The sequence below is a fragment of the Variovorax endophyticus genome, assembly GCF_025376855.1.
GTDB lineage: Bacteria > Pseudomonadota > Gammaproteobacteria > Burkholderiales > Burkholderiaceae_C > Variovorax.
In genome coordinates, this window is record NZ_JAHUTH010000032.1 from 1 (window position 1) to 23,650 (window position 23,650).

Annotated in this window: 24 protein-coding genes; 11 read left to right on the top strand and 13 right to left on the bottom strand. The window is 67.7% G+C overall.

Going from position 1 to position 23,650, the window contains the following annotated elements:
* Nucleotides 1-64: 64 nt before the first annotated feature.
* From KV106_RS31915 to KV106_RS31950, 8 genes are all read right to left on the bottom strand, one after another.
* A complete protein-coding gene (locus KV106_RS31915; RefSeq protein ID WP_261215269.1) occupies nt 65-1,276 on the bottom strand; it encodes a fumarylacetoacetate hydrolase family protein in 1,212 nt (403 codons plus the stop codon).
* A 68-nt stretch (nt 1,277-1,344) separates the two neighbouring features.
* Nucleotides 1,345-2,913 carry a UxaA family hydrolase gene (locus tag KV106_RS31920; RefSeq protein ID WP_261215271.1) on the bottom strand — a complete coding sequence of 523 codons (1,569 nt, stop codon included), beginning with the start codon at nt 2,911-2,913 and terminating at the stop codon, nt 1,345-1,347.
* A gap of 10 nt (nt 2,914-2,923) precedes the next feature.
* Nucleotides 2,924-3,256 carry an NIPSNAP family protein gene (locus tag KV106_RS31925; protein ID WP_261215273.1) on the bottom strand — a complete coding sequence of 111 codons (333 nt, stop codon included), beginning with the start codon at nt 3,254-3,256 and terminating at the stop codon, nt 2,924-2,926.
* On the bottom strand, nt 3,253-4,038 hold the full coding sequence (locus KV106_RS31930) for a transporter substrate-binding domain-containing protein (protein WP_057595234.1): 786 nt from the start codon (nt 4,036-4,038) through the stop codon (nt 3,253-3,255). Before KV106_RS31930 ends, KV106_RS31925 begins: the two co-directional genes overlap by 4 nt.
* Before the next feature lie 53 nt (nt 4,039-4,091).
* The gene (locus KV106_RS31935; RefSeq protein ID WP_057595189.1) at nt 4,092-4,829 is read right to left on the bottom strand and encodes an amino acid ABC transporter ATP-binding protein; all 738 of its coding nucleotides are present in this window, start codon (nt 4,827-4,829) and stop codon (nt 4,092-4,094) included.
* Between the two features lie 3 nt (nt 4,830-4,832).
* A complete protein-coding gene (locus KV106_RS31940; RefSeq protein WP_057595190.1) occupies nt 4,833-5,501 on the bottom strand; it encodes an amino acid ABC transporter permease in 669 nt (222 codons plus the stop codon).
* 9 nt (nt 5,502-5,510) lie between these two features.
* Complete coding sequence (locus KV106_RS31945) at nt 5,511-6,194, bottom strand: amino acid ABC transporter permease (RefSeq protein ID WP_057595192.1); 684 nt, start codon at nt 6,192-6,194, stop codon at nt 5,511-5,513.
* A gap of 6 nt (nt 6,195-6,200) precedes the next feature.
* On the bottom strand, nt 6,201-7,271 hold the full coding sequence (locus tag KV106_RS31950) for a cyclase family protein (protein WP_261215276.1): 1,071 nt from the start codon (nt 7,269-7,271) through the stop codon (nt 6,201-6,203).
* 207 nt (nt 7,272-7,478) lie between these two features.
* Here KV106_RS31950 and KV106_RS31955 point away from each other — a divergent pair, with 207 nt between their 5' ends.
* A complete protein-coding gene (locus tag KV106_RS31955; protein ID WP_203206415.1) occupies nt 7,479-8,354 on the top strand; it encodes a helix-turn-helix domain-containing protein in 876 nt (291 codons plus the stop codon).
* 1,375 nt (nt 8,355-9,729) lie between these two features.
* Here the strand turns inward: KV106_RS31955 and KV106_RS31960 are convergent.
* Nucleotides 9,730-10,338, bottom strand: coding sequence for a TetR/AcrR family transcriptional regulator (locus KV106_RS31960; protein WP_203206416.1), 609 nt, complete (start codon nt 10,336-10,338; stop codon nt 9,730-9,732).
* A 101-nt stretch (nt 10,339-10,439) separates the two neighbouring features.
* On the opposite strand from KV106_RS31960, the gene KV106_RS31965 reads away from it, so the two are divergent.
* The gene (locus tag KV106_RS31965) at nt 10,440-11,189 is read left to right on the top strand and encodes a glucose 1-dehydrogenase (RefSeq protein WP_261215279.1); all 750 of its coding nucleotides are present in this window, start codon (nt 10,440-10,442) and stop codon (nt 11,187-11,189) included.
* A 303-nt stretch (nt 11,190-11,492) separates the two neighbouring features.
* Here the strand turns inward: KV106_RS31965 and KV106_RS31970 are convergent, their stop codons facing one another.
* The 4 genes from KV106_RS31970 to KV106_RS31985 form a co-directional block, all read right to left on the bottom strand.
* Nucleotides 11,493-11,762, bottom strand: a complete 270-nt coding sequence (locus KV106_RS31970) for a type II toxin-antitoxin system prevent-host-death family antitoxin (protein ID WP_261215281.1) — start codon at nt 11,760-11,762, stop codon at nt 11,493-11,495.
* A gap of 71 nt (nt 11,763-11,833) precedes the next feature.
* Complete coding sequence (locus tag KV106_RS31975) at nt 11,834-11,998, bottom strand: hypothetical protein (protein WP_203206419.1); 165 nt, start codon at nt 11,996-11,998, stop codon at nt 11,834-11,836.
* Between the two features lie 61 nt (nt 11,999-12,059).
* A complete protein-coding gene (locus tag KV106_RS31980) occupies nt 12,060-13,265 on the bottom strand; it encodes a beta-ketoacyl-[acyl-carrier-protein] synthase family protein (protein ID WP_261215284.1) in 1,206 nt (401 codons plus the stop codon).
* A gap of 127 nt (nt 13,266-13,392) precedes the next feature.
* On the bottom strand, nt 13,393-14,772 hold the full coding sequence (locus KV106_RS31985) for an AmpG family muropeptide MFS transporter (RefSeq protein ID WP_261215286.1): 1,380 nt from the start codon (nt 14,770-14,772) through the stop codon (nt 13,393-13,395).
* An 89-nt stretch (nt 14,773-14,861) separates the two neighbouring features.
* Here KV106_RS31985 and KV106_RS31990 point away from each other — a divergent pair, with 89 nt between their 5' ends.
* The 9 genes from KV106_RS31990 (at nt 14,862) to KV106_RS32030 (ending at nt 23,588) form a co-directional block, all read left to right on the top strand.
* Nucleotides 14,862-15,716 carry a M48 family metallopeptidase gene (locus tag KV106_RS31990; protein ID WP_261215288.1) on the top strand — a complete coding sequence of 285 codons (855 nt, stop codon included), beginning with the start codon at nt 14,862-14,864 and terminating at the stop codon, nt 15,714-15,716.
* Nucleotides 15,717-15,952: 236 nt separating this feature from the next.
* A complete protein-coding gene (gene atzF / locus KV106_RS31995; protein ID WP_261215297.1) occupies nt 15,953-17,668 on the top strand; it encodes an allophanate hydrolase in 1,716 nt (571 codons plus the stop codon).
* A 38-nt stretch (nt 17,669-17,706) separates the two neighbouring features.
* The gene (locus tag KV106_RS32000; RefSeq protein ID WP_261215299.1) at nt 17,707-18,708 is read left to right on the top strand and encodes an ABC transporter substrate-binding protein; all 1,002 of its coding nucleotides are present in this window, start codon (nt 17,707-17,709) and stop codon (nt 18,706-18,708) included.
* Nucleotides 18,709-18,712: 4 nt separating this feature from the next.
* Nucleotides 18,713-19,540 (top strand): ABC transporter permease, encoded by an 828-nt coding sequence (locus KV106_RS32005; RefSeq protein WP_057592783.1) that lies wholly within the window; start codon nt 18,713-18,715, stop codon nt 19,538-19,540.
* Nucleotides 19,537-20,370: an ABC transporter ATP-binding protein gene (locus KV106_RS32010; protein ID WP_203203762.1), complete on the top strand. Its 834-nt coding sequence runs from the start codon at nt 19,537-19,539 to the stop codon at nt 20,368-20,370. Before KV106_RS32005 ends, KV106_RS32010 begins: the two co-directional genes overlap by 4 nt.
* A gap of 14 nt (nt 20,371-20,384) precedes the next feature.
* Complete coding sequence (locus tag KV106_RS32015; protein WP_261215301.1) at nt 20,385-20,591, top strand: DUF4089 domain-containing protein; 207 nt, start codon at nt 20,385-20,387, stop codon at nt 20,589-20,591.
* The gene (locus tag KV106_RS32020; RefSeq protein ID WP_261215303.1) at nt 20,588-22,015 is read left to right on the top strand and encodes an AtzE family amidohydrolase; all 1,428 of its coding nucleotides are present in this window, start codon (nt 20,588-20,590) and stop codon (nt 22,013-22,015) included. The genes KV106_RS32015 and KV106_RS32020 overlap by 4 nt, the downstream gene beginning before the upstream one ends.
* 22 nt (nt 22,016-22,037) lie before the next feature.
* Nucleotides 22,038-22,424: an oxalurate catabolism protein HpxZ gene (gene hpxZ, locus KV106_RS32025; RefSeq protein ID WP_261215305.1), complete on the top strand. Its 387-nt coding sequence runs from the start codon at nt 22,038-22,040 to the stop codon at nt 22,422-22,424.
* Between the two features lie 45 nt (nt 22,425-22,469).
* Nucleotides 22,470-23,588: a BMP family ABC transporter substrate-binding protein gene (locus tag KV106_RS32030; protein WP_261215307.1), complete on the top strand. Its 1,119-nt coding sequence runs from the start codon at nt 22,470-22,472 to the stop codon at nt 23,586-23,588.
* Nucleotides 23,589-23,650 lie beyond the last annotated feature (62 nt).

Here is a 23,650-nt window from a genome sequence, read left to right on the forward strand (position 1 = left end):
CTCGCGCCGGCGCGCCATTCGCCGCCGATCAGGTTGTCGTGGTTCTGCATGCTTCTTCGTTTCTTCAGAGGTCGTTGGCGAGGAGTCCGCGGCGCGCGAGGTTGGCGATGAAGGCGCGCAGGCCGAACCGCCATGGCGCCGCGTCCTCGCTGTGAGCGACGCGATTGCGCAATTCGCCCAGTCGCGCGCTGCGAATGCTCACCACGTCGCCGACACGGTGGGTGAAGCCGCTGCCCGGCTGCGAGCGATCCTGGATGGGTGCGAACAAGGTGCCGAGAAAAAGCATGAAGCCATCGGGATACTGGTGAGCCGCCATGGTCTGCGCCACCAGGTCCAGCGGATCCCGGCTGATCTGCGACATCGAGCTGATGCCCGCCAGCTCGAAACCCTCGGGCCCTCGCACGGTCAGATGCACCGTTTCGCCGCGAACGGCATCCAGCCCGAAGGAGGCGTCGAAGAGCCGGATGAACGGGCCGATCGCGCACGAGGCGTTGTTGTCCTTGGCCTTGCCCAGCAGGAGGGCGCTGCGGCCTTCGATGTCGCGCAGGTTGACGTCGTTTCCGAGCGTGGCGCCAACGATCGCCCCCTCGCTGCTGACCGCCAGCACGACTTCAGGCTCCGGGTTGTTCCAGGCCGAGTCGCTGCGGATGCCGATCTCCTGGCCCGTGCCGACGGCGGACAGTACCGGCGCCTTGGTGAACACCTCGGCGTCCGGGCCGATGCCGACCTCGAGGTATTGCGACCACACGCCACGTTCCTGCAGCAGGCGCTTGAGCGCCATGGCCTCCTCGGAGCCGGGCTTGATGAGCGACAGGTCGTCGCCCACGGTCTCGCGCACCTGCGCGCGGGCCTCTTCCGCGCGCGATGGATCGCCCCCGGCCTGCTCCTCGATCACGCGCTCGATCAGGCTGGCCGCGAACGTCACGCCCGCGGCCTTGATGACCTGCAGGTCGCATGGCGCCAGAAGGTAGGGGCGGCGCATGTCGCATCCAGGGTGGACGCTGTTCGACAGCAGTTCCTCGAGGCTTCCCATGCGCGATCCGGCGGTCTCGCGCACCCGCCGTGCCGGGTCGTCGGCATCGAGCAAGGTGGACATCGTCGGGAAGGCGCTCGACAGGTCATAGACCCCGTCAGCGCGGATCGCGACCACCGCGGGACCGGGCACCTCGCCGGTCAGCCAGGCGCGTCCGACCAGGGTGCCCGCGTAGCCGTCGTCCGGCAGCACCGCGGAGGCGGCAAGTGTCAGGGGCGGGGAGGAAACAGGATCAAGCGTCATGCCGTTCCATTCGATCGGTATTCGGAAAATTCGGGAAAGATGGCTGAAGAAGGGAATGCAGCCGGCGCCTAGGTGACCACGCTGATCTGCCAGGGCACGAATTCGTTCTGCCCATAGCCGTGCTGCTCGCTGCGCGAGCGCTCCCCGGAGGCAACCGACAGCATCATGCGAAACAGCTCCTCGCCGAGCTCGGCGATCGAGCGCTCGCCGGACAGCACGGTTCCGCAGTTCAGGTCCATGTCGTCGGCCTGCCGTTCCCACAGGGCGGTGTTGGTCGCGAGCTTGATCGACGGCGATGGCGCGCAACCGTAGGCCGAGCCGCGGCCGGTGGTGAAGCAGATCAGGTTCGCTCCGCCGGCGACCTGCCCGGTGGCGGACACGGGGTCGTAGCCCGGGGTGTCCATGAAGACCAGCCCTTTGGCGGCGACCGGCTGCGCATATTCGTAGACTTCGTTGAGCGAGGTCGTTCCGCCCTTGGCGATGCCACCCATCGATTTCTCGAGGACCGTGGTGAGCCCGCCGGCCTTGTTGCCCGCGGACGGGTTGTTGTTCATCTCCGCGCCGTTGCGCGCGCAGAATTCTTCCCACCACTGGATGCGCGCCACCAGCTTGCGGCCGATGTCCGGCGCGCGCGCGCGTCGCGTGAGCAGGTGCTCGGCTCCGTAGATCTCCGGCGTCTCCGACAGGATCGCGGTGCCGCCGTGCCGTACCAGCAGGTCCACGGCGGCACCCAGCACCGGATTGGCCGAGATGCCGGAATAACCGTCGGAGCCGCCGCACTGCAAGCCCACCACCAGATGGCTCGCGGGAACGCTCTGCCGCTGCACGGCGTTGGCCGCCGGCAGGAGGCTGCGCACCAGACCCACGCCGCGCTCGACGGCGTTCGTGGTCCCGCCCACGTCCTGGATGGTGTAGCTGTGCACCCGATCGTCGTGCGTCAATCCCTGGCTGGCCAGCAGCCCGGAGATCTGATTGGTCTCGCAGCCCAGTCCGACGACGACCACCGCGGCGAAGTTGGGGTGGCAGGCATAGCCTCCCAGCGTGCGTTGCAGGATCCGCAGGCCTTCACCCTTCGCATCGATGGCGCACCCCGCGTCATGGGTCAGCGCCACGACGCCGTCGATGTCGGGGTAGGCGCCCAGGGCATCCGGATGAGTGTCGCGGCGAAATCGGTCGGCGATGGCCCGCGCAACGGTGGCGGAGCAATTGACCGTCGTCAGGATGCCGATGTAGTTGCGGGTGCCGACGCGCCCGTCCTTGCGCACGATCCCCTGGAACGTGGCTGGCTGCGAGGCGGCCGGGGTGGCCCGGGTCTCGGCCGCGTGCGCGTAGTCGCGGCTGAACTCGCCCATCGTCACGTTGTGCGTATGCACATGCTGGCCCGCGCGGATCGCCACGCTGGCGAAGCCGATGATCTGGCCATAGCGGCGCACGACCTCGCCCACGGCGATCTCGCGGGTTGCCATCTTGTGGCCGGGCGGAACCAGTCCGGAGACGACCACGTTCTCGCCGCGCACGAGCGTGCCCGACAGCAGCTGGTCGAGTGCGACCACCACGTTGTCTTCGGGATGCAGTCGTATCACGCGCGGCGCGGCCGATAACGAGGCAGTCGGCGCGAGGCCATGGCGATCATTCATTCGCTGGTCCTCACTGCAGCGGCGAGTAGCGCGTGGGAACGAGCAACTGGTTCTCGATGCGCGCGACGATGGGCCCTTCGGACTCGAAGCGCTCCCGCGCGGCCAGCCATTCCGGATCGTTGGAGAACGCGCTCCAGATGCGTTCGCGCGCGGCCAGGCTGTCCCAGCGGATCATGAACGTCAGCGCCTGGTTGCTCGAGCCGACCTCGGTGGTCCAGAAACCTACCGCCTCGATGCCGTGGCGGCGCCACAGCGGCAGCGTGGCTTCCTCGAAGCGTCGGTGCAGTGCCGCGAGGCGGCCCTGGGCGCAGTGGTAGATGCGCAGTTCGTGAACGGCGCTCATTGCGCGGGCAGCGGCGGCAGTTCGCTGTGGTGATACTTCTTGAAGATTTCGTTGAGCTTGCCATTGGCGCGGTTGGCCTTGACCCAGTCGTTGATCCACGCCAGGAGCTTTGGTTCTTCCTTGCGCATGCCGATGCCCAGGTTGAACTCCTTCACGACGAACTTGGTTTCGAGTTCCCTGCCGGGCGCCTTGGTCTGGATCGCCTGCAGCAGGGTGGTCGCGGTGGAGACGATCGGCGCCTGCCCGCTCACGCCAGCGGTCACCAGCGTCGCGTCATCGTCGTAGCGCACGATCTGCGCGCCCACGGCCTTCTGCACGAGTTCCATCTCCTGCACGTTGCCGCGGGTGATGGCGATCTTCTTGCCGACGAGGTCGCCATAGCCCTTGATGTTCATCGACTTGGGTGCGGCGACCACGATCTGCACGACCGAGTACGGCACGGAGAAGTCGATCACCTTCTGGCGATCGGGACTGATCGACAGCGTCGCGATCGCGAGGTCCGCCTTGTTGGTCTGCAGGAACGGGATGCGTGTGGGACCGGTGGCCGGAACGATCTCCAGTTCGACGCCGAGGTCCTTCGCCAGGAGCTGCGCGGTCTCCACATCGGAGCCGTAGGGTTGCATCTTGTCGTTGGTCATGCCGTAGGGCGGCAGCGCCAGCTCGATGGCGACGCGCAGCTTCCTGGCCTGCTTGATGTTGTCGAGCAGGTCGGCCTGTGCTGCGCCCGCGGCGGCCAGCAGCGAGAAAGCCAGCGCGATGCGCCCGAGGGTTGGCTTGATCATGGTCATGTCTCCTGATGTGGATGTGGATGGGGAAGAAAGAGGGACGGTGCAGGTCAGAGTCCGTTGCCGACGAATTGCGCGAGCTCCGGTGTGCGGGGTGCGGCCAGGATGTCCGCGCCGCCCATCTCATGCACCCGTCCGGCATGCATGAAGACGATCTTGTCCGCCACCTTGGCGGCAAATGCCATCTCATGGGTCACGAGGATCATGGTCATTCCGCCCCTGGCGAGCGATTCCATGACCTGCAGCACCTCGCCCGTCAATTGCGGATCCAGTGCGGAGGTCACCTCGTCGAAGAGCATCAGCTGCGGTTCCATCGCCAGGGACCGGGCGATGGCCACGCGCTGCTGCTGCCCGCCCGAAAGCTGTTCGGGATAGGCCTGCAGCTTGTCGTGCATGCCGACCTGGCGCAGCACGCGATCGGTGATGCCGGTGGCTTCGGCGGCGGACTTGCCGCGCACCTTCCTGAGTGCGAGCGAGACGTTCTGGGCCACCGTGAGGTGCGGAAAGAGGTTGTAGCTCTGGAAGACGATGCCAACCTCGCGGCGCAGGCGGCGCAGGTCCAGCGAGGCGCTGCTCAGCGACTGGCCGCACACGGTGATCTCGCCGCCATCGATGGTCTCGAGGCGGTCGATGCAGCGCAGCGCCGTGCTCTTGCCGGAGCCGCTGCGGCCGATGATGGCCACGACCTGGCCGCGGTGCACGTCGAAGGACACGCCATCGAGCACTCTCGCCGTGCCGAAGCTTTTCCGAACCTGGTCCAGTCGAACCAGTGCTGTGTTGTCGTTCATGTCTCAGGTTCCAGGAGAGGCGCGTCGACCGACGCGCAGACGCGTTTCGAGCGCGTGTGCCCACAGCGAGAGCGGGTAGCACAGCGCGAAGTACAGGAGCGCCATGATCGAGAACACCAGGAAGGGTTCGAACAGGGCGTTGTTAATGACCTGGCCGGCCCGCGCGAGCTCGATGAAACCCACCACCGAAGCCAGCGAGGTGTTCTTCACGATCTGCACGAGAAAGCCGACCGTTGGCGGCGTGGCGATGCGCAGGGCCTGGGGCACGATGATCAGGAACAGGCGCTGCGAGGCACTGAAGGACAGGCACTCGGCGGCTTCCCACTGCGTCCGGGGCACGGACTGCAGCGCACCGCGCCAGATCTCCCCGAGGTAGGCGCTGGTGTAGATCGTCATCGCCAGGCCGGCGGCCGCGAGAGGTGGAACGTCGAAGCCCATGATGCCGAGGCCGAAGTACGCCAGGAACATCAGGATCAGCAGCGGCGTTCCCTGGATCAGTTGCACGTAGATGCCCACGAGTCCGCGGCACAGTCGGCTGGGCGCGATGCGGCCCAGGGCCACGAGGAACCCGAGCAGACCGCCGCCCACGAAGCCGGTGGCCGACAGGCCGAGCGTCCAGGCTGCGCCGTGGAGCAGGAAGAGCAGGTGGTTGGTGTTGAATTCGTTGTTCATCGGGTCGACTCAAATCGCGGTGCCGAGCCTGCGTCGACGAGGGAAGATGAGGAGGCCCAGGAGCCAGAACCCGGCACGCATCGCGAGCGACAGCAGGAGGTAGCAGCAGGCGACCACGAGGTAGGTCTCGAAGGCGCGAAAGGTCATCGACTGCACGCGGTTCGCGACGGCGGTGAGTTCCTCGGCCGAGATCTGCGACATGATCGAGGTGGCCAGCATGAGCAGGATGAACTGGCTGGTCAGGGCCGGGTAGACGCGCTCCATGGCCGGCTGGAGCACCACGTACCAGTAGGTCTGGATGCGCGAAAGGCCGAGGCATTCGGCGGCCTCGATCTGGCCTGGATGCACCGACTCGAAACCGGCGCGCATGATCTCAGTGGTGTAGGAGCCGACGTTGATCACGAGGACCAGCAGCGATGCTACCGCGGCATGCATCGTCAGCCCGAGGCTCGCGAAGCCGAAGTAGAAGAGGAAGACCTGCACCAGCAGCGGCGTGTTGCGGATCACTTCCACATAGATGCCGCAGGTGCGCCGCAGCCACGCGAGCTGGCTGCGGCGGCCGATCGCGCACAGCGAGCCGAGCACGAAGCCTAGCAGCGTGGCCGCGAACGAGAGCTGGATCGTGAGCCAGGCGCCGTGCAGGAAGTCCGGCCAGAATGCCGCGACGCTGCTGAAGTCGAACTTGTAGTTCATGGGCCGTCAGACCGTGGCGACCGGTGTGGCCGGGGAGCCGACCGCGCCGGGAAGCCGCAAGGGAGGCGCCGTCAGCAGAAAGCGGTTGCGCCCGCGCGCGCGCAGCCATTCGGCCAACGGCGTGAGGTGCCACAGCTCGCCCAGGTGCACGCCCAGCTTGAACAGGCAATGCTCGTGCAGCGGCAGTGCCGCGCAGCATCCGTCGAAGGCGCGCGCGGGTTGGGCTTCGACCGCGTAGTTGTCCGCGATCAGGGCGGACAGGCCCGAGTCCGTGATCCATTGCAGCAGGCGCTCGTCGCGCCCATCCAGCACCGCGCAACTGCGGTCCAGAACCGTGGCATCCGGCTGCCGGTTCATGTCGAGCAGGCGCTGCGCGTAACCGGTGTGCAGGCACACCATGTCGCCGCTCTCCACCTCGACGCGGTCGGCATCCAGGATGCGCATGAGGGTGTCGTATCCGACGTTCACGCGGTCGTCGCCCAGGTGCGCGCGCAGGTCGATCATCACCGCGCGGCCCTGCACGCAGCGCTCGGCCATGTTCTCGATGCCCAGCGCCTTGGCATGCGAAGTGGAGTGCGTCACGCCCGCGACCGGCGGCCCCGCATCCGCGGGGTCTTCCGGGCCGATCATGTCGATGTGCGCACGGTAGCCGTTGTAAAAGACAGGCACCGGCACCCCGTCTCCGTTCGCGTCGAACATCTGGCCGACATGCGCCAGCGAATCCCACTGCGTGGAGTACTGCAGGTAAAGCACGGCCAGGTCGTCGCAGAGCACGTCGGTCAGGTTGAGCAGCTCCGTGAACATCTTGTAGTTCATGTTCGGCCGGCCATTGCGCAGCGTGGGACGCAGGATCGGGGGCCGGCGCTTCTCGTTGAGCACGTTGCCGCCGGGGAAATCGAGCGGCAGGCTCAGGCAGAAGGTGCGCCCATCGCGCACCTCCGCCAGGCCCTCGAGGACCTTGCTCGGCGTCAGCAGATTCATCCGGCCCGCCTGGTCGTCGGGGCCGAAGTCGCCCCAGTTGGAGCCGGGTGGGCGTTGTCGCCAGCGCGGCGAGGCTGGCGTCGTGTGTTCGATCATGAGAGGGGATGCCGCTGCAAGAGTGACTAAATTTTGAGACAATATCCAATTATTGGTTCTAAACCTTTTGGACTCACATAGGGCTATCCCTAGGCAGTTGCGTGTCAGCCGTGGCTCCCGCCCCTGGATGCAGAGGCGCCGCGCACTGGGGAGCGACACGGTCGATAATGAGCAGATGTCTAATTTTTGAAACAACGAGGCAGCCGTATGGCCTTTGACTTGGCCGACATCGGCGCGCGGGTGCGTGCCTACCGACTTGGTGCTGGTTACAACGCAGACGAGCTCGCTGCGCGACTGGGGGTGTCGCGTGCCGCGCTCTATCGCATCGAGCAAGGGGAGATCGTCAAGATCGACGTGATCCAGAACATCGCCTCCATCCTCGGTACCAGTCTGGCCTCGCTGCTCGGGGCGGGGGCCGAGTACCACGCGAACGCCGCGAGCTACCAGGCACGCATGCAGCAGCTCGAGAAGAATGCGAGTCACATCGTCGCGCTCTTCAGTCCGCTGTCATACCTGTTGACCACCGAGGAGTACGACGAGTACCTTGCACTCATGATCGAGGAGGCGGAAGCGCCCGTCAGCCGCGTGCGCGCTGGTGCCCGAAGCGACCGCGGGACCGCGCTGCTGGAGACCCTCGGGCAGCGTCGGATCCAGGCCCGCGAGCACTCGCCGTCGATCACCTGTCTCTATTCGCTCGAGGAGCTGCGGCGACTGCTGACCCTAGGTTTGGTCGGGCGCCTTGGACTGCCGGCTGCCACGGTCGCGAAGCGCAGGCAGGCAGCTCAGCGCCAGGTGGAACACCTGGCCAGGCTGATGCGCACGGAACCGCTGGGCATCCAGATCGGCCTGGTTGAAAACGTGGTGCCGAACGTGGCATTCCAGCTGTTCTACCAATCCGATGCGGTGGTTCTCGGCACGAGTCCCTTTCGGATCGGCGAATTGCCGAACCTGGACGTGGGCGTGGCGATGATCACTTCCGCGAAGGAGGCTGTCGACCTGCACGTGCAGCTGTTCGATCGGCTATGGAGCCGTTGCAAGCGTGGGACCGATGGCGCCAGGCTGTTGGAAGAACTGCTCGATTGAGCGTGGCGAACGTCCTTCCAGCGAGCCTGTGGCAATCCCATTTGCCACATCGCGTGACGTCATCTAGCGCTCTTTGAAGAAAGCTGCCGGCCTGCTCTCCAGGAACCGGCCGAAGCCCACCAGCCATCTGCGCGGTCGACGTCGGCCGGCTTGCCGAGAGCTCTCTCGAGGGGGCGCTCGACCCCAAGGCCTTCGGCATCGTCCCCCGATTCGAGGAGCAAATCGCGCGCCTTGAACACGATCATGGTCGGCAACAACAACGGTTGCCTCGCGCAAGGACTCACGAGCTTGCGCAAGGCGCAGATCGATGGCGAGCGGATGCAGGACTGCTACCAAATTCATCCAGCGGGACTTTGCGGAGATCGCCCGCAACTTCGGATGCCTGGGTCTGCCAGTCGACCGCCACCGCGATCCGCCGGACGCGCTGGACGAGGCGTCGTGCAGCGGGCTTGCGGCGGTGATCGACGTGCGGCATCGATCCCGCGGCTTTGGCGCCGTTGCCCTGGATGCCTTCTCTGTAAGCCTTGCTGTAAGGCCTGCAAGTACTTCGGGCAGCTTGGGCCAGGGAACTACGACACGATATCCTTGGCAGCGGCTTCAAGGGGCACAAGGATCGTGGTTCATCTCCGCTCAGATATGCTCAGCCGCACATCAGCGGGACCCGCCATGCGAGAAGCCGAGTATTTCGTACTGAGGGCATTTGTCGCAGTGCAGGAGCAAGGGAGCTTCCACCGGGCGGCAGAACAGCTGCGCTTGAGGACGAGCATCCGCACGTAGTTTTTCTTGTATGCGCCGCGCAGGGCGACTTTCGTCGATGTAATGATGTACCTTTTGCGATGAAAAGGAGTGGCCAGACGTCACCACGTCTTTTGTCGAGGGTTCGGTCCTGCGGGAGTTACGGGCGTCAGACATGCTTGCAGTACTCACCGTCTGCGGCACCTCAAAATGCCTCGGCATCGCTCTCGAACCTTTGAGCCAAGCCTTCACGCGGAATGTCCTCGGCTGGGGTCGACCTCGGGCAACTTCGTTTCCGCTGATGCGATTGGTGCGATGGTCTGGTTGCTGTGCGGAGTTCGGCGCCGACGGGGCACCTCAGACGCGCGCTCGGATGCAGGCTCGAGATTTATCCGCTACATACCTTGCACGACGAGGAAGTGAACATGCGATGGATGTTGATTCAAGGAAGCTGACTGGCTGATACAAGAGCCGCGGCAAAAGAAGTTGCTGGCGCAATGATGCGCCGTCGAGATTCAATGGGATTGTTTCTAGAGCGCCACTCGACCAACTCGATCGAAATCAACGCCCGCCCGGAATTACCGCCAGCGTGAAGATTTGGTTGTGCTCACCATTTTGAGCACGTCCAGGACTGGATCGGTTAGTTCGCGACTTTTTCGGGGAGCAGTTGATCGTCAGCTCGGTGCAACCCAATTCCGTCAAAGAACAGATCTACCAAGTGCGCGATACGCGCTTTTCCGCTGTGGGACTGCTCGACAGCAAGAGAGATCGCCGTGACCATGCACAACAGATCGTCCAGGGACAGATCCTCGCGAATCGCTCCCGCTTCTTGCGCACGCTGGAGCAGCCGCAGACCCTCATCGCTCCCCGCTTTGCAGCCGGGAGTGCCGCTTTTAAGTACCGCGCCCAGCGATGCAGCTAGTCCGTGATAGTGGCTGGCATGCATCACGAGCGCTCGAACGAAAGCGCGTATGGAGGCTGTGGGTTCGGGCGCAGGGTCTGCGGCTCGACTCGCCGCTGCGAGCGACAACAGGCGCTCATCGCTTAGTGCGGCAAGCAGGGCCTCGCGCGTCGGGAAGCGGCGATAAAGCGTCCCGATCCCCACCTTCGCACGCTTGGCAACATCGTCGAGCGAGGCATCAGCACCACGCTCGAGAAACACCTCTTCGGCAGCTGCAAGGATACGCTCCCGATTGCGCGCTGCATCGGCGCGTAGTGGCGCCTCATCGGTGGCAGGACTTTCTTTCATATCCGGTCTTGGTTACAAGTGGATGATAGCTCCGCTTCAAAAGTGGATGGTTCCTCCATATAATAAGTGGAGGAACACTCCACTTTAGAGATGAGGTACGCATGGGCAAGCGATTTGTAGACAAAGTTGTAGCGATTACCGGTGGCAGCGAAGGCATTGGACTGGCAACTGCCAAGCTCTTCGCCGCAGAGGGCGCGCGGGTCTACGTCACCGGACGCAGACAGGAGCGACTCAACGACGCCGTCCGGGAAATTGGCAACGGTGCTATCGGCGTACAGGGAGATGCCGCGAACCTCACCGACCTCGATCGCCTCTACGAGCGCATTCAGCGCGAGAGCGGCAAGCTGGATGTTGTGTTTGCCAACGCTGGCATCGCCGAGGGCGAGCCGCGCCCGCTGGGCACGATTGACGAAGCCGGCTTTGACCGCCTATTCGACTTGAATGTACGCGGCGTGCTTTTTACCGTGCAGAAGGCATTGCCACTGATGACCGCTGGCGCCGCAGTCATCCTGAACGGCTCGGTCGCCGGCAGTAAAGGCTTTCCCGACCAAACGCTCTACAACGCGAGCAAGGCGGCAGTGCGTTCGTTCGCGCGAACCTGGACGGCCGACCTGAAGGAGCGCGGAATCCGCGTCAACGTGGTATCGCCGGGCGGCACTGAGACCAGCCTGATGCGTAGCTACCTTGATTCGCGACCGGGCGTCGAAGACATGCTGAAGCAGGTCGTGCCTCTCGGTCGCCTGGGTCAGCCAGACGAGATCGCGCGCGCCGTGCTGTTCCTTGCATCAAATGAGAGCAGCTACATTGCCGGCATTGAACTCTTCGTGGATGGCGGCTCGATCGCTGTTTGAGACTCTTTCCGACGAAGACTTCCTACAAGCTGCGCAGCGCTAGGTCACGGGAACAAGTCCTTGCCGACGGTGTCGAACGCCAGGATCGGCGTACCCATGCTTCGCGCTGATTGCGAGCGCCACGTCTGTTCGGTGTGCGCTAGACGCAGGGCGCGGCCTCCGGTCGATTGATCGAGGTGCCCTGAGAGTCACGCGAACGCTCTAGGTGGGCCTTGTGGACACCTATCTGTAGTTTCCCAAGACATAGGGGATGGCGCGCTGTTGTTCGCCGCTGTTTCGATGCAGATCGAACTGCGCCATGCCTCAGAGGGGCGAGTGTTCGTCTGCGAAAGAGCCCCACTGGGCCTGTACGGCGTTCCAGCCGTCAGCGCATGCATCGGCCCAATGGCGCTGTTGCTGGATCCGTTCCTCGCCGCGTGCACGGGGAGCTTCCTGCAATTTATTTATCTCTTGAGGAGAAATGATGTAAGCCGCGGGACGGCCGCGTTGGGTGATGGCGACGGGCTCGCGTTGAGCAGAGCCCAGCAGTTGCCCGAAGCGATTTTGTGCTTTGGCCGAGGTGACATTGAGCATGAACATTCCCAAATTGGCTAAATACAGTTTAGCTGGCGTATGTCATGAATTGCCGAGGTGCAAGCGTCTGCTTAGTAGCCAGAGCCGTGGATCGCCGTGGTCTCCCCCTCGAGCACCAGCGTCGGCGGACTGGCGAGCACGCCCTCGCCGCGGTAGGCCGCTCGCGGCCTCCCAGCCGAGCGGGTGAGGCTCCAGAAGGCCAAGCCCTCGATGTAGATCGTCGGCGTGGTGCTCATGGAAGTACCTTCGTGCTTCGCACCGCGGTCCGAGCTTGCTTGGGGCGGCCTGGGGCGGTGCTCATGCCTGCGCCGCCTTACCGAACACCAGTGCGCAGTTGTTGCCGCCGAAGCCGAAGGAGTTGGAGAGCGCGTAGCGCACCTCGCCGTGCGCCGGCGCGAGCCGGATCTGCGGGCCGAAGCCCGGGTCGAGCGCGGCCGAGTTGACCGTGCCCGGCATCAGGCCGCGCTCGATCGCCAGCAGGCTGATCACCGCCTCGACGATGCCCGCGGCGCCCAGCGTGTGGCCCGTGAAGCCCTTGGTCGAGCTCGCATGCGTGCGCGCCGGGAAGCGGCGCGCCACCAGCGCGCCCTCGACCTCGTCGTTCTTCTGGCTCGCGGTGCCGTGCATGTTGATGTAGTCGATCGCCTCGGGCGCGAGGCCGGCGCGCGCCAGCGCCTCGTCGAGCGCGCGCTCGGCGCCCAGGCCCTCGGGATGCGGTGTCGACATGTGGTGCGCGTCGCTGGCCTCGCCGTAGCCCAGCAGCTGCAGCCCCGAGCCGGAAGAAGCGTCGGCGCGCTCGAGCAGCGCGAAGCCCGCGGCCTCGCCCAGGCTGATGCCGTCGCGGTCCGGATCGAAGGGCCGGCACGGCCCGCCCGACACCAGCTCGAGCGAGTTGAAGCCGAACAGAACGCTGCCGCACAGCGTGTCGACGCCGCCGACCACGGCCGCGTCGACCAGGCCCAGGCGGATCAGCCGCTCGGCCGAGGCGAACACCTTGGCGCTCGACGAGCAGGCGGTGGAGATGGTCTCGCTCGGCCCTTCGAGGCCCAGCACTTCCTGCACGAACATCGCGAGCGAATGCGGCGTGTGCACCGCCGGGCGGCGCTGCGCGGGCGGGAAATGGCCGTCGGCGTCGAGCTGGGTGTAGGCCAGCTCGGTCTCGCCGATGCTCGAGGTCGAGGTGCCGAGGATCAGCGCGATGCGCGCCGCGCCATGGCGCCGGCGCGCCGCGGCCACGGCCTCGAGGAAGCCGTCGGCCGAAAGGCCGAGCCAGGCCAGCCGGTTGTTGCGGCAGTCCCAGTGCGCGAAGGCCTCGGGCAGGCGGATTTCTTCGAGGCCGTCGACGCGGCCGATCCAGGTCGGCAGCGGCGCGGGGCCGAAGTCGTTGGCGCGCAGGCCGCTGCGCGAATGTTCGAGCGCTTCGGCAAGCGGCTCCTTGCCGACGCCGACGGCCGAGGTGGCCGTGTAGGCGCTGATCTGGAGGGGAGGAATGCGGGCGGGCACGGTGTGGACGTGGCTGGGCGGTGACGCGGTTGGAGGAGTAGTTCTAGTGGTCGGGGCTGGGGGAAGCAGCGCAAAGCCTACCAGTTGCGGGGGTGGGGCCGTGTCGGCGGTTTCCTATGGGGCCGGGTCAGGATTTCCCGCTGTCCGGGCGCGCGGCCAGCGTGCGCGAGGCCAGCGCCACCAGCACCAGCACCGGCACGCCGAGCAGGGCGGTGGCATAGAAGAAGGTGCTGTAGCCGTAGGCGTCGACGAACACGCCCGAGTAGCCGGCGATGAACTTCGGCAGCAGCAGCATCAGCGAGCTGAACAGCGCGTACTGCGTGGCCGAGTAGCTGATGTTGGTGAGGCTCGAGAGGTAGGCGATGAAGGCCGCCGAGGCGATGCCGCCCGCGAGGTTGTCGGCCGAGACCACGGCGATCAGGGCCGTCAGGTCGTGGCCGCGCGAGGCCAGCCAGGCGAACAGCAGGTTGCTCGCCGCGCTGAGCACCGCGCCCAGCATCAGCACCCGCATCACGCCCAGGCGCATCGACAGCACGCCGCCGACGAAGGCGCCCACCAGCGTCATGACCACGCCGTAGATCTTGCTGACCGTGGCCACCTCGTCCTTGGTGAAGCCCATGTCGACGTAGAAGGGGTTGGCCATGATGCCCATCACCACGTCGCTGATGCGGTAGATCGCGATCAGCGACAGGATCAGCACCGCCTGCCACTTGTAGCGGCGGATGAAGTCGGCGAAGGGCTCGACCAGCACGTCGCGCAGCCATTCGGCGGCATTGCGCGGCGCCGACAGCGAGCGCTTCGCGGGCTCGGGCGACAGCAGCACCGTGAGCACGCCCACGAGCATGGAGCCGGCCATCACGAGGTAGGCCGTCTTCCAGGCGCCATTCTGGTAGGCCGCGCCGGCCGCCGCGCCCACCGCCGGCGCGGCCGGCGCGACCTCGGCCCAGGCCGCCACCCACAGCACCCCGGCCCCGGCCCAGATCATCGCGAGCCGGTAGCCGGTCTGGTAGGCCGCGGCCAGCGCCGCCTGCTTGCGCGTTTCGGCCGACTCGATGCGGAAGGCGTCGAGCGCGATGTCCTGCGTGGCCGAGCCGAAGGCCACCAGCAGCGCGCACCAGACCATCGGCACGAGGCCCTGGCGCGGATCGTTGACCGCCATGCCGACCAGCCCCGCGATCACCATCCCCTGCGCCAGCAGCAGCCAGCCGCGCCGGCGCCCGAGCAGCGTGGTCAGCGGCGGCAGCGGCAGCCGGTCGACCAGCGGCGCCCACACCCATTTGAAGCCGTAGGCCAGGCCGACCCAGCTCAGGTAGCCGATGGTGGCGCGGTCGATGCCGGCCTCGCGCAGCCGGAAGCTCAGCGTGCCCAGCACCAGCAGCAGCGGCAGCCCGGCCGAGAAGCCCAGCGCCAGCATGCGCAAGGTGGCGGGTTCGAGGTAGACCTTCAGGGCGTCGCGCCAGGGCGGCGAACCGGCGGCGGTGGATTCGGCGGGCGGGACGGAAGACATGTGGGAGCGATTGTCCATGAGTGCCGCGCCGGTCGGCCGCCGGGTCATCCACCAAGGCGTCTTCATTTGTTCCTATCATCCGGCCCCATATGTGCACACGCTGCGATCGCTCCGCCCCGGTCCTCTCCCATGCCTCGGCCTGGCAGCCTCGGCGCGCCTTCCTGCTGGCCGCGGCCGGCGCGGCATTGAGCGGGCCGGCACTCGCGCAGGTCGACGTCGGCAATGCCTCGGTGGCGCGCAACCTCGTGCCGGCCGACCGCATCGAGGCCGCGGGCGGCCAGCAGTACGGCGAACTGCTGGAGCAGGCGCGCGCCAAGAACGCGCTCGCGGGCGACGGCAATCCGCAGCTGCAGCGGCTGCGCGCCATCGCCAACCGGCTGATCCCCTTCGCCACGCCCTGGAACAGCCGTGCGCGGCAATGGAAGTGGGAGGTCAACCTGATCGGCAGCAAGCAGATCAACGCCTTCTGCCTGCCGGGCGGCAAGATCGCCTTCTTCACCGGCATCCTCGAGCAGCTCAAGCTCACTGACGACGAGGTCGCGATGGTGATGGGCCACGAGATGGCCCATGCGCTGCGCGAGCATGCGCGCGCCCGCATGGCCAAGAGCGCGGGCACCGGCGCCGCGCTCTCGATCGGTGCGCAGCTGCTCGGCCTGGGGCAGGTCGGCGACCTCGCGGCGCGCGCGGGCACCCAGCTGCTCACGCTCAAGTTCAGCCGCGGCGACGAGACCGAGGCCGACCTCGTCGGCCTGGAGCTCGCGGCGCGCGCCGGCTACGACCCGAAGGCCTCGGTCTCGCTGTGGAACAAGATGGCCACGGCCTCGAAGAACCAGGGCGGGCTGAGCTTCCTCTCGACGCACCCGAGCGGGCCGGACCGGATCGCCAAGCTGCAGGCGAATCTGCCGAAGGTGGAGAACCTGTACCGGGACGCCAAGAAGAGCTGAGCGCCCTGTCTTCCTCCTTCCCCCTCTGGGGGAAGGCCGGGATGGGGGCACCGGGCGGTGGACAAGGCCCGCAACGATGGCAAGGCCCGGTGCCCCCACCCCAACCCTCCCCCAGCGGGGGAGGGAGCCATACATAAATACTTGAGCGGCTGATGCCATAGGCGCGTCGGCAGCGGCCCGTGCACGCTGGCACGCCGCTTGCATCTCGACTTGTACACAAGTTTGGATGCCTGATCATGGTGCATGACGAGAAAGACCCGGCCGCCGCGGCGTGGATCCTGCGTTTCGCGCAGCCGCTGACGCGCGAGAACGACGACACGCGGGAAGCCACGCCCGCTACCACCCCCGCCCCGCTCGCGGGCCTGCGCTTCGCCGTCAAGGACAACATCGACGTCGCCGGCGTGCCCACCACCGCCGCCTGCCCGGCCTTCGACCGCCTGCCGGCCGCCCATGCGGCCGTGGTGCAGCGGCTGCTCGACGCCGGTGCGTCGCTGCTCGGCAAGACCAACCTCGACCAGTTCGCCTGCGGCCTCAACGGCACGCGCTCGCCCTATGGCGAGGTCGGCAATGCCTTCGATGCCAGCTATGTCTCGGGCGGCTCGAGCTCGGGTTCGGCCCGCGTGGTCGCCACCGGCGAGGCCGACTTCGCGCTCGGCACCGACACGGCCGGCTCGGGCCGCGTGCCCGCGGGCCTCAACAACATCGTCGGCCTCAAGCCCTCGCGCGGGCTGCTGAGCACCGCCGGCGTGGTGCCGGCCGCGCAGAGCGTCGACTGCGTCTCGATCTTCGCGCGCACGGTCGCGCTCGCGGTCGAGGTGCTGCAGGCCGCGCTCGGCTTCGATGCGCGCGATCCCTACTCGCGCGACATCGCGCTCGATGCCGAGCCCTTCCCCGCCGCCTTCCGCTTCGGCGTGCCCGACCGCCTCGCCTTCTTCGGCGACACGCTGGCCGAGGCCGCCTTCGCCGACGCGCGCCGGCGCCTCGAGGCGCTGGGCGGCACGGCCGTCACCGTGCCCTTCGCGCCGCTGGCCGAGGCCGCCGCGCTGCTCTACGACAGCGCGCTGGTGGCCGAGCGCTATGCCGCGGTGCGCGCCTTCTTCGACCGCCACGAGGCCGAGGTCGTCGAGCCCGTGCGCGGCATCCTCGCGCAGGGCCGCGGCTACAACGCGGCCGACGTGTTCGAGGCCCAGACCCGGCTGCGCGCGCTCGCGCAGCAGGCCGAACCGATGTGGCGCGACATCGACGTGCTGCTGGTGCCCACCGCGCCCACGCACTACACGCGCGACGCGATGCGCGCCGACCCGGTGGCGCTCAACCGCAACCTCGGCGCCTACACCAACTTCGTCAACCTGCTCGACTACGCCGCGCTCTCGGTGCCCAGCAGCCTGCGGCCCGACGGCCTGCCCTTCGGCATCACGCTGATCGGCCGCTGCGGCAGCGACCTCGCGCTGGCCGAGCTGGGCCAGCGCTACCACCACGCCACCGGCCTCGCGCAGGGCGCGACCGGCGAGCCGCTGCCCGCGCCGCGGCCGATCCGTGGCCTCGCCCCGGCGCAGGCCGCGACGCTGCCGATCGCGGTGGTCGGCGCGCACCTCAGCGGCATGCCGCTCAACGGCCAGCTCACCGAGCGCGGCGCCGTGCTGCGCGAAGCCATCCAGACCGCGCCGCGCTACCGGCTGTACGCGCTGCCCGGCACCGTGCCGCCCAAGCCCGGCCTGCAGCGCAGCGCCGAGGGCGGCGCCGCGATCGCGCTCGAGGTGTGGGACCTGCCGCTGGCCGAGGTCGGCGGCTTCCTCGCGCTGATCCCCGCGCCGCTGGGCCTGGGCAGCGTCGAGCTGGCCGACGGCCGCTGGGTGCACGGCTTCATCTGCGAGGGCCATGCGCTGGCCGGTGCGGAAGAGGTCACGCGCCATGGCGGCTGGCGCGCCTATCTCGCGAGCCGCGCCGCCTGAATCCCTGTTGTCTTCGAACCCAGACCGAGGAGTCTTCCATGTCCATCTCCGACCTTCCTTCCTCCGCCTCGCGCCGACAGGTGCTGCAGGCCGGCGCCGCCGGCCTCGCGGTGCTCGCCGCGCCGGCGATCGTGCGCGCCCAGGCGGCACCGAAGATCCGCGTCGGCTTCTGGCCGGTGGCCGCGGGTCTGCCTTTCTTCGCGGCGGTCGAGCGCGGCTTCTTCAAGGAAGCGGGGCTCGACGTGGAACCGCAGAAGTTCGCGGGCGCGCAGCAGGTGATGGAAGCCATGCTCGCGGGCCGCTGCGACGGCAGCGCCAACGGCACCGGCTCGGCCAACCTCGCGATCGGCGAGATCGCGCAGCCGGGCCTGTTCAAGATCTTCTGCACCAACCCGAGCAACGCGAAGTTCGTGCTCGACGAGTTCATCGTCGCGAAGGACAGCCCGATCAAGGCCATGGCCGAGCTCGCGGGCAAGAAGGTGGCCTCGGGCCCGGGCATCCAGAACGTCACGCTGTGCAAGACCATGCTCGAGCGCGCGGGCGCCAAGGGCGTGTCGGTCAGCGAGCTGCCGATCGGCCAGCACGTGGCCGCGCTGGTGGCGGGGCAGGTCGATGCCTGCTACACGCTCGAGCCCACCGGCACCGTGGGCCGCATGAACGGCACCACGCGCGTGCTCGAGGCCGGCGTGGTCGCGCGCTACATCCTCGGCGACCCGATGGCGCCCTGGCATGGCGGCGCCGCCAGCCTCACGACCGAGTTCCTCAAGAAGAACCCCGACGCCGCGAAGAAGTACATCGCCGCCTATGCGCGCGGCGTGGAGCTGGTGCGCAGCCAGCCCGACGAGGCGCGCCAGTACATGAAGGGCTACACCGCCATCGAGGGCAAGCTCACGGCCGAGGTGCCGCTGGCCTCGTACATGCTCTACAACGAGTTCAAGCCCAGCGACGTCGCCTACTTCCAGAAGTTCTACGACCTGTTCACCGAGAAGGGGATCTTCGAGAAGAAGGTCCTGGTGGACGGCCTGCTCTACAAGGCCTGACGCCATGGCCGACAGCAGCACCACCGCTTCGCCCTGGGCACCGCCCGCGGGCAACGCCGCCTCCGCGGCACCGAAGGCGCCCGCCTGGGAGCGCTGGCTGCCGGCCATCGGGCCGGTCGTCCTGTTCATCGTCTGGGACCTGGTGGTGCGGCTCGGCTTCATCAAGCCGATCCTGCTGCCCTCGCCGGCCGACACCGTGGCCGCGCTCATCACCGGCCTGGCCGGCGGGCCGCTGCTCGTCGACTTCGCCGTCACCGTGTGGCGCACCGTGCAGGCCTTCGCGATCGCCGCCATCGTCGGCATGCCGCTGGGCGTGCTGCTGGGCAGCAACGAGCGCGCCTACCGCAGCGTCGAGTTCCTGATCGACTTCTTCCGCTCCACGCCCTCGTCGGCGCTGATCCCGCTGTTCCTGCTGATCTTCGGCGTGTCCGACATCAACAAGGTGGCGATCGCGGCCTTCGGCGCGCTGCTGATCGTGGTGTTCAACAGCGCCTACGGCGTGATCAACGCGCGCAAGCAGCGCGTGATGGCGGCGCGCGTGATGGGCGCCTCGCGCTGGCAGATCTTCAAGGACGTGCTGGTGTGGGAGAGCCTGCAGCCCAGCTTCGTGGGCCTGCGCTCGGCGGTCTCGATGGCGCTGGTGATCGTGATCGTGGCCGAGATGTTCATCGGCTCCGACAACGGCCTGGGCCACCGCATCATCGACGCGCAGCAGGTGCTCAACGTCAAGAGCATGTATGCGGCCATCCTCGCGGCCGGCGCGCTGGGCTACGTGCTCAACATCCTCTTCCTCGTGGCCGAGCGCCGCATCGTTCACTGGAGCGGCCGATGAAAGCCACGCCCGACATCGTCGTCAACGGCCCGGTGTATGCCGACGTGCCCAAGCCGGTGTTCAAGCCCGGCCCGGCGGGCACCCACATCACGATCCGCGGCCTCACCAAGTACTTCGCGGGCTGGCCGCTGTACGAGAACTTCGACCTCGACATCCCCAAGCACCGCATCGTCTCGGTGTTCGGGCCCAACGGCTGCGGCAAGTCCACGCTGATCAACATGATCGCGGGGCTGATTCCCATCGACAGCGGCGAGATCCTGTTCGACGGGAAACAGCGCAAGGACACCAAGATCGGCTACGTGTTCCAGAACTACCGCGAGGCGATGTTCCCGTGGATGCGCACCATCGACAACATCGCCTATCCGCTGAAGCTGGAAGGCCGCAGCAAGGCCGAGGTCGATCGCCGCATGGAGGAACTGGTCGCCTCCTTCGACGTCAAGTTCGACCTCAAGCGCTTTCCCTACGAGCTCTCGGGCGGCCAGCAGCAGACCGCGTCGATCATGCGCGCGCTCGCGCCGAATCCCGAGGTGCTGTTCCTCGACGAGCCCTTCTCGGCGCTCGACTTCGAGATGACCTTGTTCATCCGCGAGAAGCTGCAGGAGGTGTTCATGCAGACCGGCACCACCATGCTGCTGGTCTCGCACGACCTCGAGGAGGCCGTGTACCTGGCCGACGAGGTGCTGCTCCTGACCAAGCGCCCGACCAAGGTGGCCGAGATCCTGCGCTATGGCGATGCGCGCCCGCGCACGGTCGAGACCCTGAGCACCGAGAGCTTCGTCGCGATGAAAAAGCTGAGCCTCGACATCTTCCAGCGCGAAGTGCGCCGTTGAGAGGAGCCGACGCCATGACGCCCGAACAGATCGAACGCCACGTCGACGCGGCCGCGGCCGCGCTCGGCCTCCCGCTCTCGCCCGCCCACCGCGAGGGCGTGCTGCGCTACTTCGCGCTCGCGGCCGGCTTCGCGGCCACCATCGAGGCGGTGCCGCTGTCGGTGCACGACGAGGCGGCGGTGCAGTTCGTTCCGGTCTCGCCTTCGGAGGCCGGCCGATGAACGCCGCCAGCCTGATCGCCAGGGACGCGAGCGCCATGGCCGAGGCGGTGCGCCGCGGCGAGGTCAGCGCCAGTGCGCTGGCCGAGGCCAGCCTCGCGCGCATCGAGGCCATCGACGGCCGCGTCAACGCCTTCACCGCCGTGCTGCGCGAACGCGCGCTGCGCCGCGCCGCGCAGGTCGATGCCTCGCTGGCCTCGGCCACGGCCGAGCGCACGCGCGAACTGCCGCTGCTCGGCGTGCCCTTCGCGGTCAAGAACCTGTTCGACATCGCGGGCATCGCCACGCTGGCCGGCTCGAAGATCGAGCGCGAAGCCGCGCCCGCGAATGCCGACGCGCTGCTGGTGCGCCGGCTCGAGCGCGCGGGCGCGGTGCTGGTCGGCGCGCTCAACATGGACGAGTACGCCTACGGCTTCACCACCGAGAACAGCCACGAGGGCCCGACGCGCAATCCGCACGACCTCTCGTGCATCGCGGGCGGTTCCTCGGGCGGCTCGGGCGCGGCCGTGGCCGCGGGGCAGGTCGCGCTCACGCTGGGCTCGGACACCAACGGCTCGATCCGCGTGCCGGCCTCGCTGTGCGGCGTGTTCGGCCTCAAGCCCACCTTCGGCCGGCTGCCGCGCAGCGGCAGCTATCCCTTCGTCTCGAGCCTCGATCACCTCGGGCCCTTCGCGCGTTCGGCGCGCGACCTCGCGCTGGCCTACGACGCGATGCAGGGCCCGGAGGATCCCGCCGGACGGCGCGACCCCGGCTGCACGCAGCGCGCGGTCGAACCGGTGGCGCCGCTGCTGGTGCGCGGCACGCAGGGCCTGCGCATCGGCGTGCTCGGCGGCTACTTCCGCGCCAACGCCGGCGCCGAGGCCAACGCCGCGGTCGACCGCGTGGCCGATGCGCTGGCCGCGCACGCCAGCGTCGAGCTGCCGCTGGTCGAGGCCGGCCGCGCGGCCGCCTTCCTGATCACCAACGCCGAAGGCGCGGCGCTGCACCTCGACGACCTGCGCCGCCGCGCGCACGACTTCGAACCGCTGTCGCGCGACCGCTTCCTCGCGGGCGCGCTGCTGCCGGCCGCCTGGATCGCGCGCGCCCAGCGCGTGCGCCGCGTCTATGCCGAGGCGGTGGCGCGCGTGTTCGGCCGCTTCGACGTGCTGCTCGCGCCCGCCACGCCGAGCGCCGCCACGCCGGTGGGCGCCGAGCGCTTCGAGATCAACGGCCAGAGCCTGCCGGTGCGGCCCAACATGGGGCTGCTGACGCAGCCGATCTCGTGCATCGGCCTGCCGGTGTGCAGCGTGCCGGTGTGGGGCGCGCATGCGCGGCTGCCGATCGGCGTGCAGCTGATCGCCGCGCCCTGGCGGGAAGACCTCGCGCTGCGCGTGGCCGCGGCGCTCGAGGACGCGGGCGTGGCGCGCGCGCCCGTGGCCACCCTTTGACGACCGACGGACACCCAGCTTCATGACCACTCCCGAGATCAACCTGCCCGACGTGCTCGCCGAAGTCGAGACCGTGTTCGCGCGCTACGAGCACGCACTGGTGCACAACGAGGTCGAGGTGCTCGACGAACTGTTCTGGGCCAGCCCGACCACGCTGCGCTACGGCGCGACCGAGAACCTCTACGGCTACGAAGCGATCCAGGCCTTTCGCGCATCGCGCCCCGCGCAGGGGCTCGCGCGCGAGCTGCTGCGCGTCGCCATCACCACCTACGGCCGCGACTTCGCGACCGCCAACTGCGAGTTCCGCCGCGAAGGCAGCGAACGCACCGGCCGCCAGAGCCAGACCTGGATGCGCACGGACCAGGGCTGGCGCGTGGTCGTCGCGCACGTGAGCCTGCTCGGCGCCTGAGGCCCATTTCTTGCACCCCCACCTCCACCCTCCCGAAAGCACAGCATGACGAGCCAACCCAATCGCCGCGATTCCCTCAAGACCCTGGCCGCCCTCGGCGCGGCCGGCACCCTCGGTGCGCTGAGCCCCTTCGCTCGCGCGCAGGCCAAGCCGCTCACCGTCGGCGTGATCTACGTCGGCGCGCGCGACGACTACGGCTACAACCAGGCGCACGCGCAGGCCGCGGCCGAGATCAAGAAGCTGCCCGGCATCAAGCTGGTGGAAGAGGAGAACGTGCCCGAGACCGCGGCCGTGCAGAAGACCATGTCGGGCATGATCGCGCAGGACGGTGCCAAGCTGCTGTTCCCGACCTCCTTCGGCTACTTCGATCCGCACATCCTGGCCGTCGCGCCCAAGAACCCCGACGTGCGCTTCTCGCACTGCGGCGGCCTCTGGACCGAGGGCAAGCATCCGAAGAACGTCGGCAGCTTCTTCGGCTACATCGACGAGTGCCAGTTCCTCAACGGCGTGATCGCCGCCCACATGACGAAGAGCAACAAGATCGCCTTCGTCGCGGCCAAGCCGATCCCGCAGGTGCTGCGCAACATCAATGCCTTCACGCTGGGTGCGCGCTCGGTCAAGCCGAACATCACCTGCAGCGTGATCTTCACCGGCGACTGGTCGATGGCCGTGAAGGAGGCCGAGGCCACCAACAGCCTGGCCGACCAGGGCTGCGACGTGTTCACCATGCACGTGGACGGCCCCAAGGTGGTGGTCGAGACGGCCGCCAAGCGCGGCAAGATGGTCTGCGGCTACCACGCGAGCCAGGCCAAGCTCGCGCCGAACGCCTACCTCACGGGCGCCGAGTGGAACTGGCTCACCGCCTACAAGACCGCGATCGAGGCCGCGCAGACCGGCAAGCCGCATCCCAACTTCCTGCGCGGCGGCCTGAAGGAAGGCCACGTGAAGATGTCGGCCTACGGCCCGATGGTGCCGGACGCCGCGAAGAAGCAGGCCGACGACATCAAGGCCAAGATGATCGCGGGCAGCTTCGACATCTTCAAGGACGGCATCAAGGACAACAAGGGCGCGGTGGTGGTGCCCGCGGGCAAGGTGCTCAAGCAGACCGACCTCGAGCTCGAGAAGATGAACTACCTGGTCGAAGGCGTGCTCGGCTCGGTCTAGCAATGTTGGCCCCCCGGCTTGCCACTGCGTGTGCTTCGCCACCCCCCGAGGGGGAGGCTCGG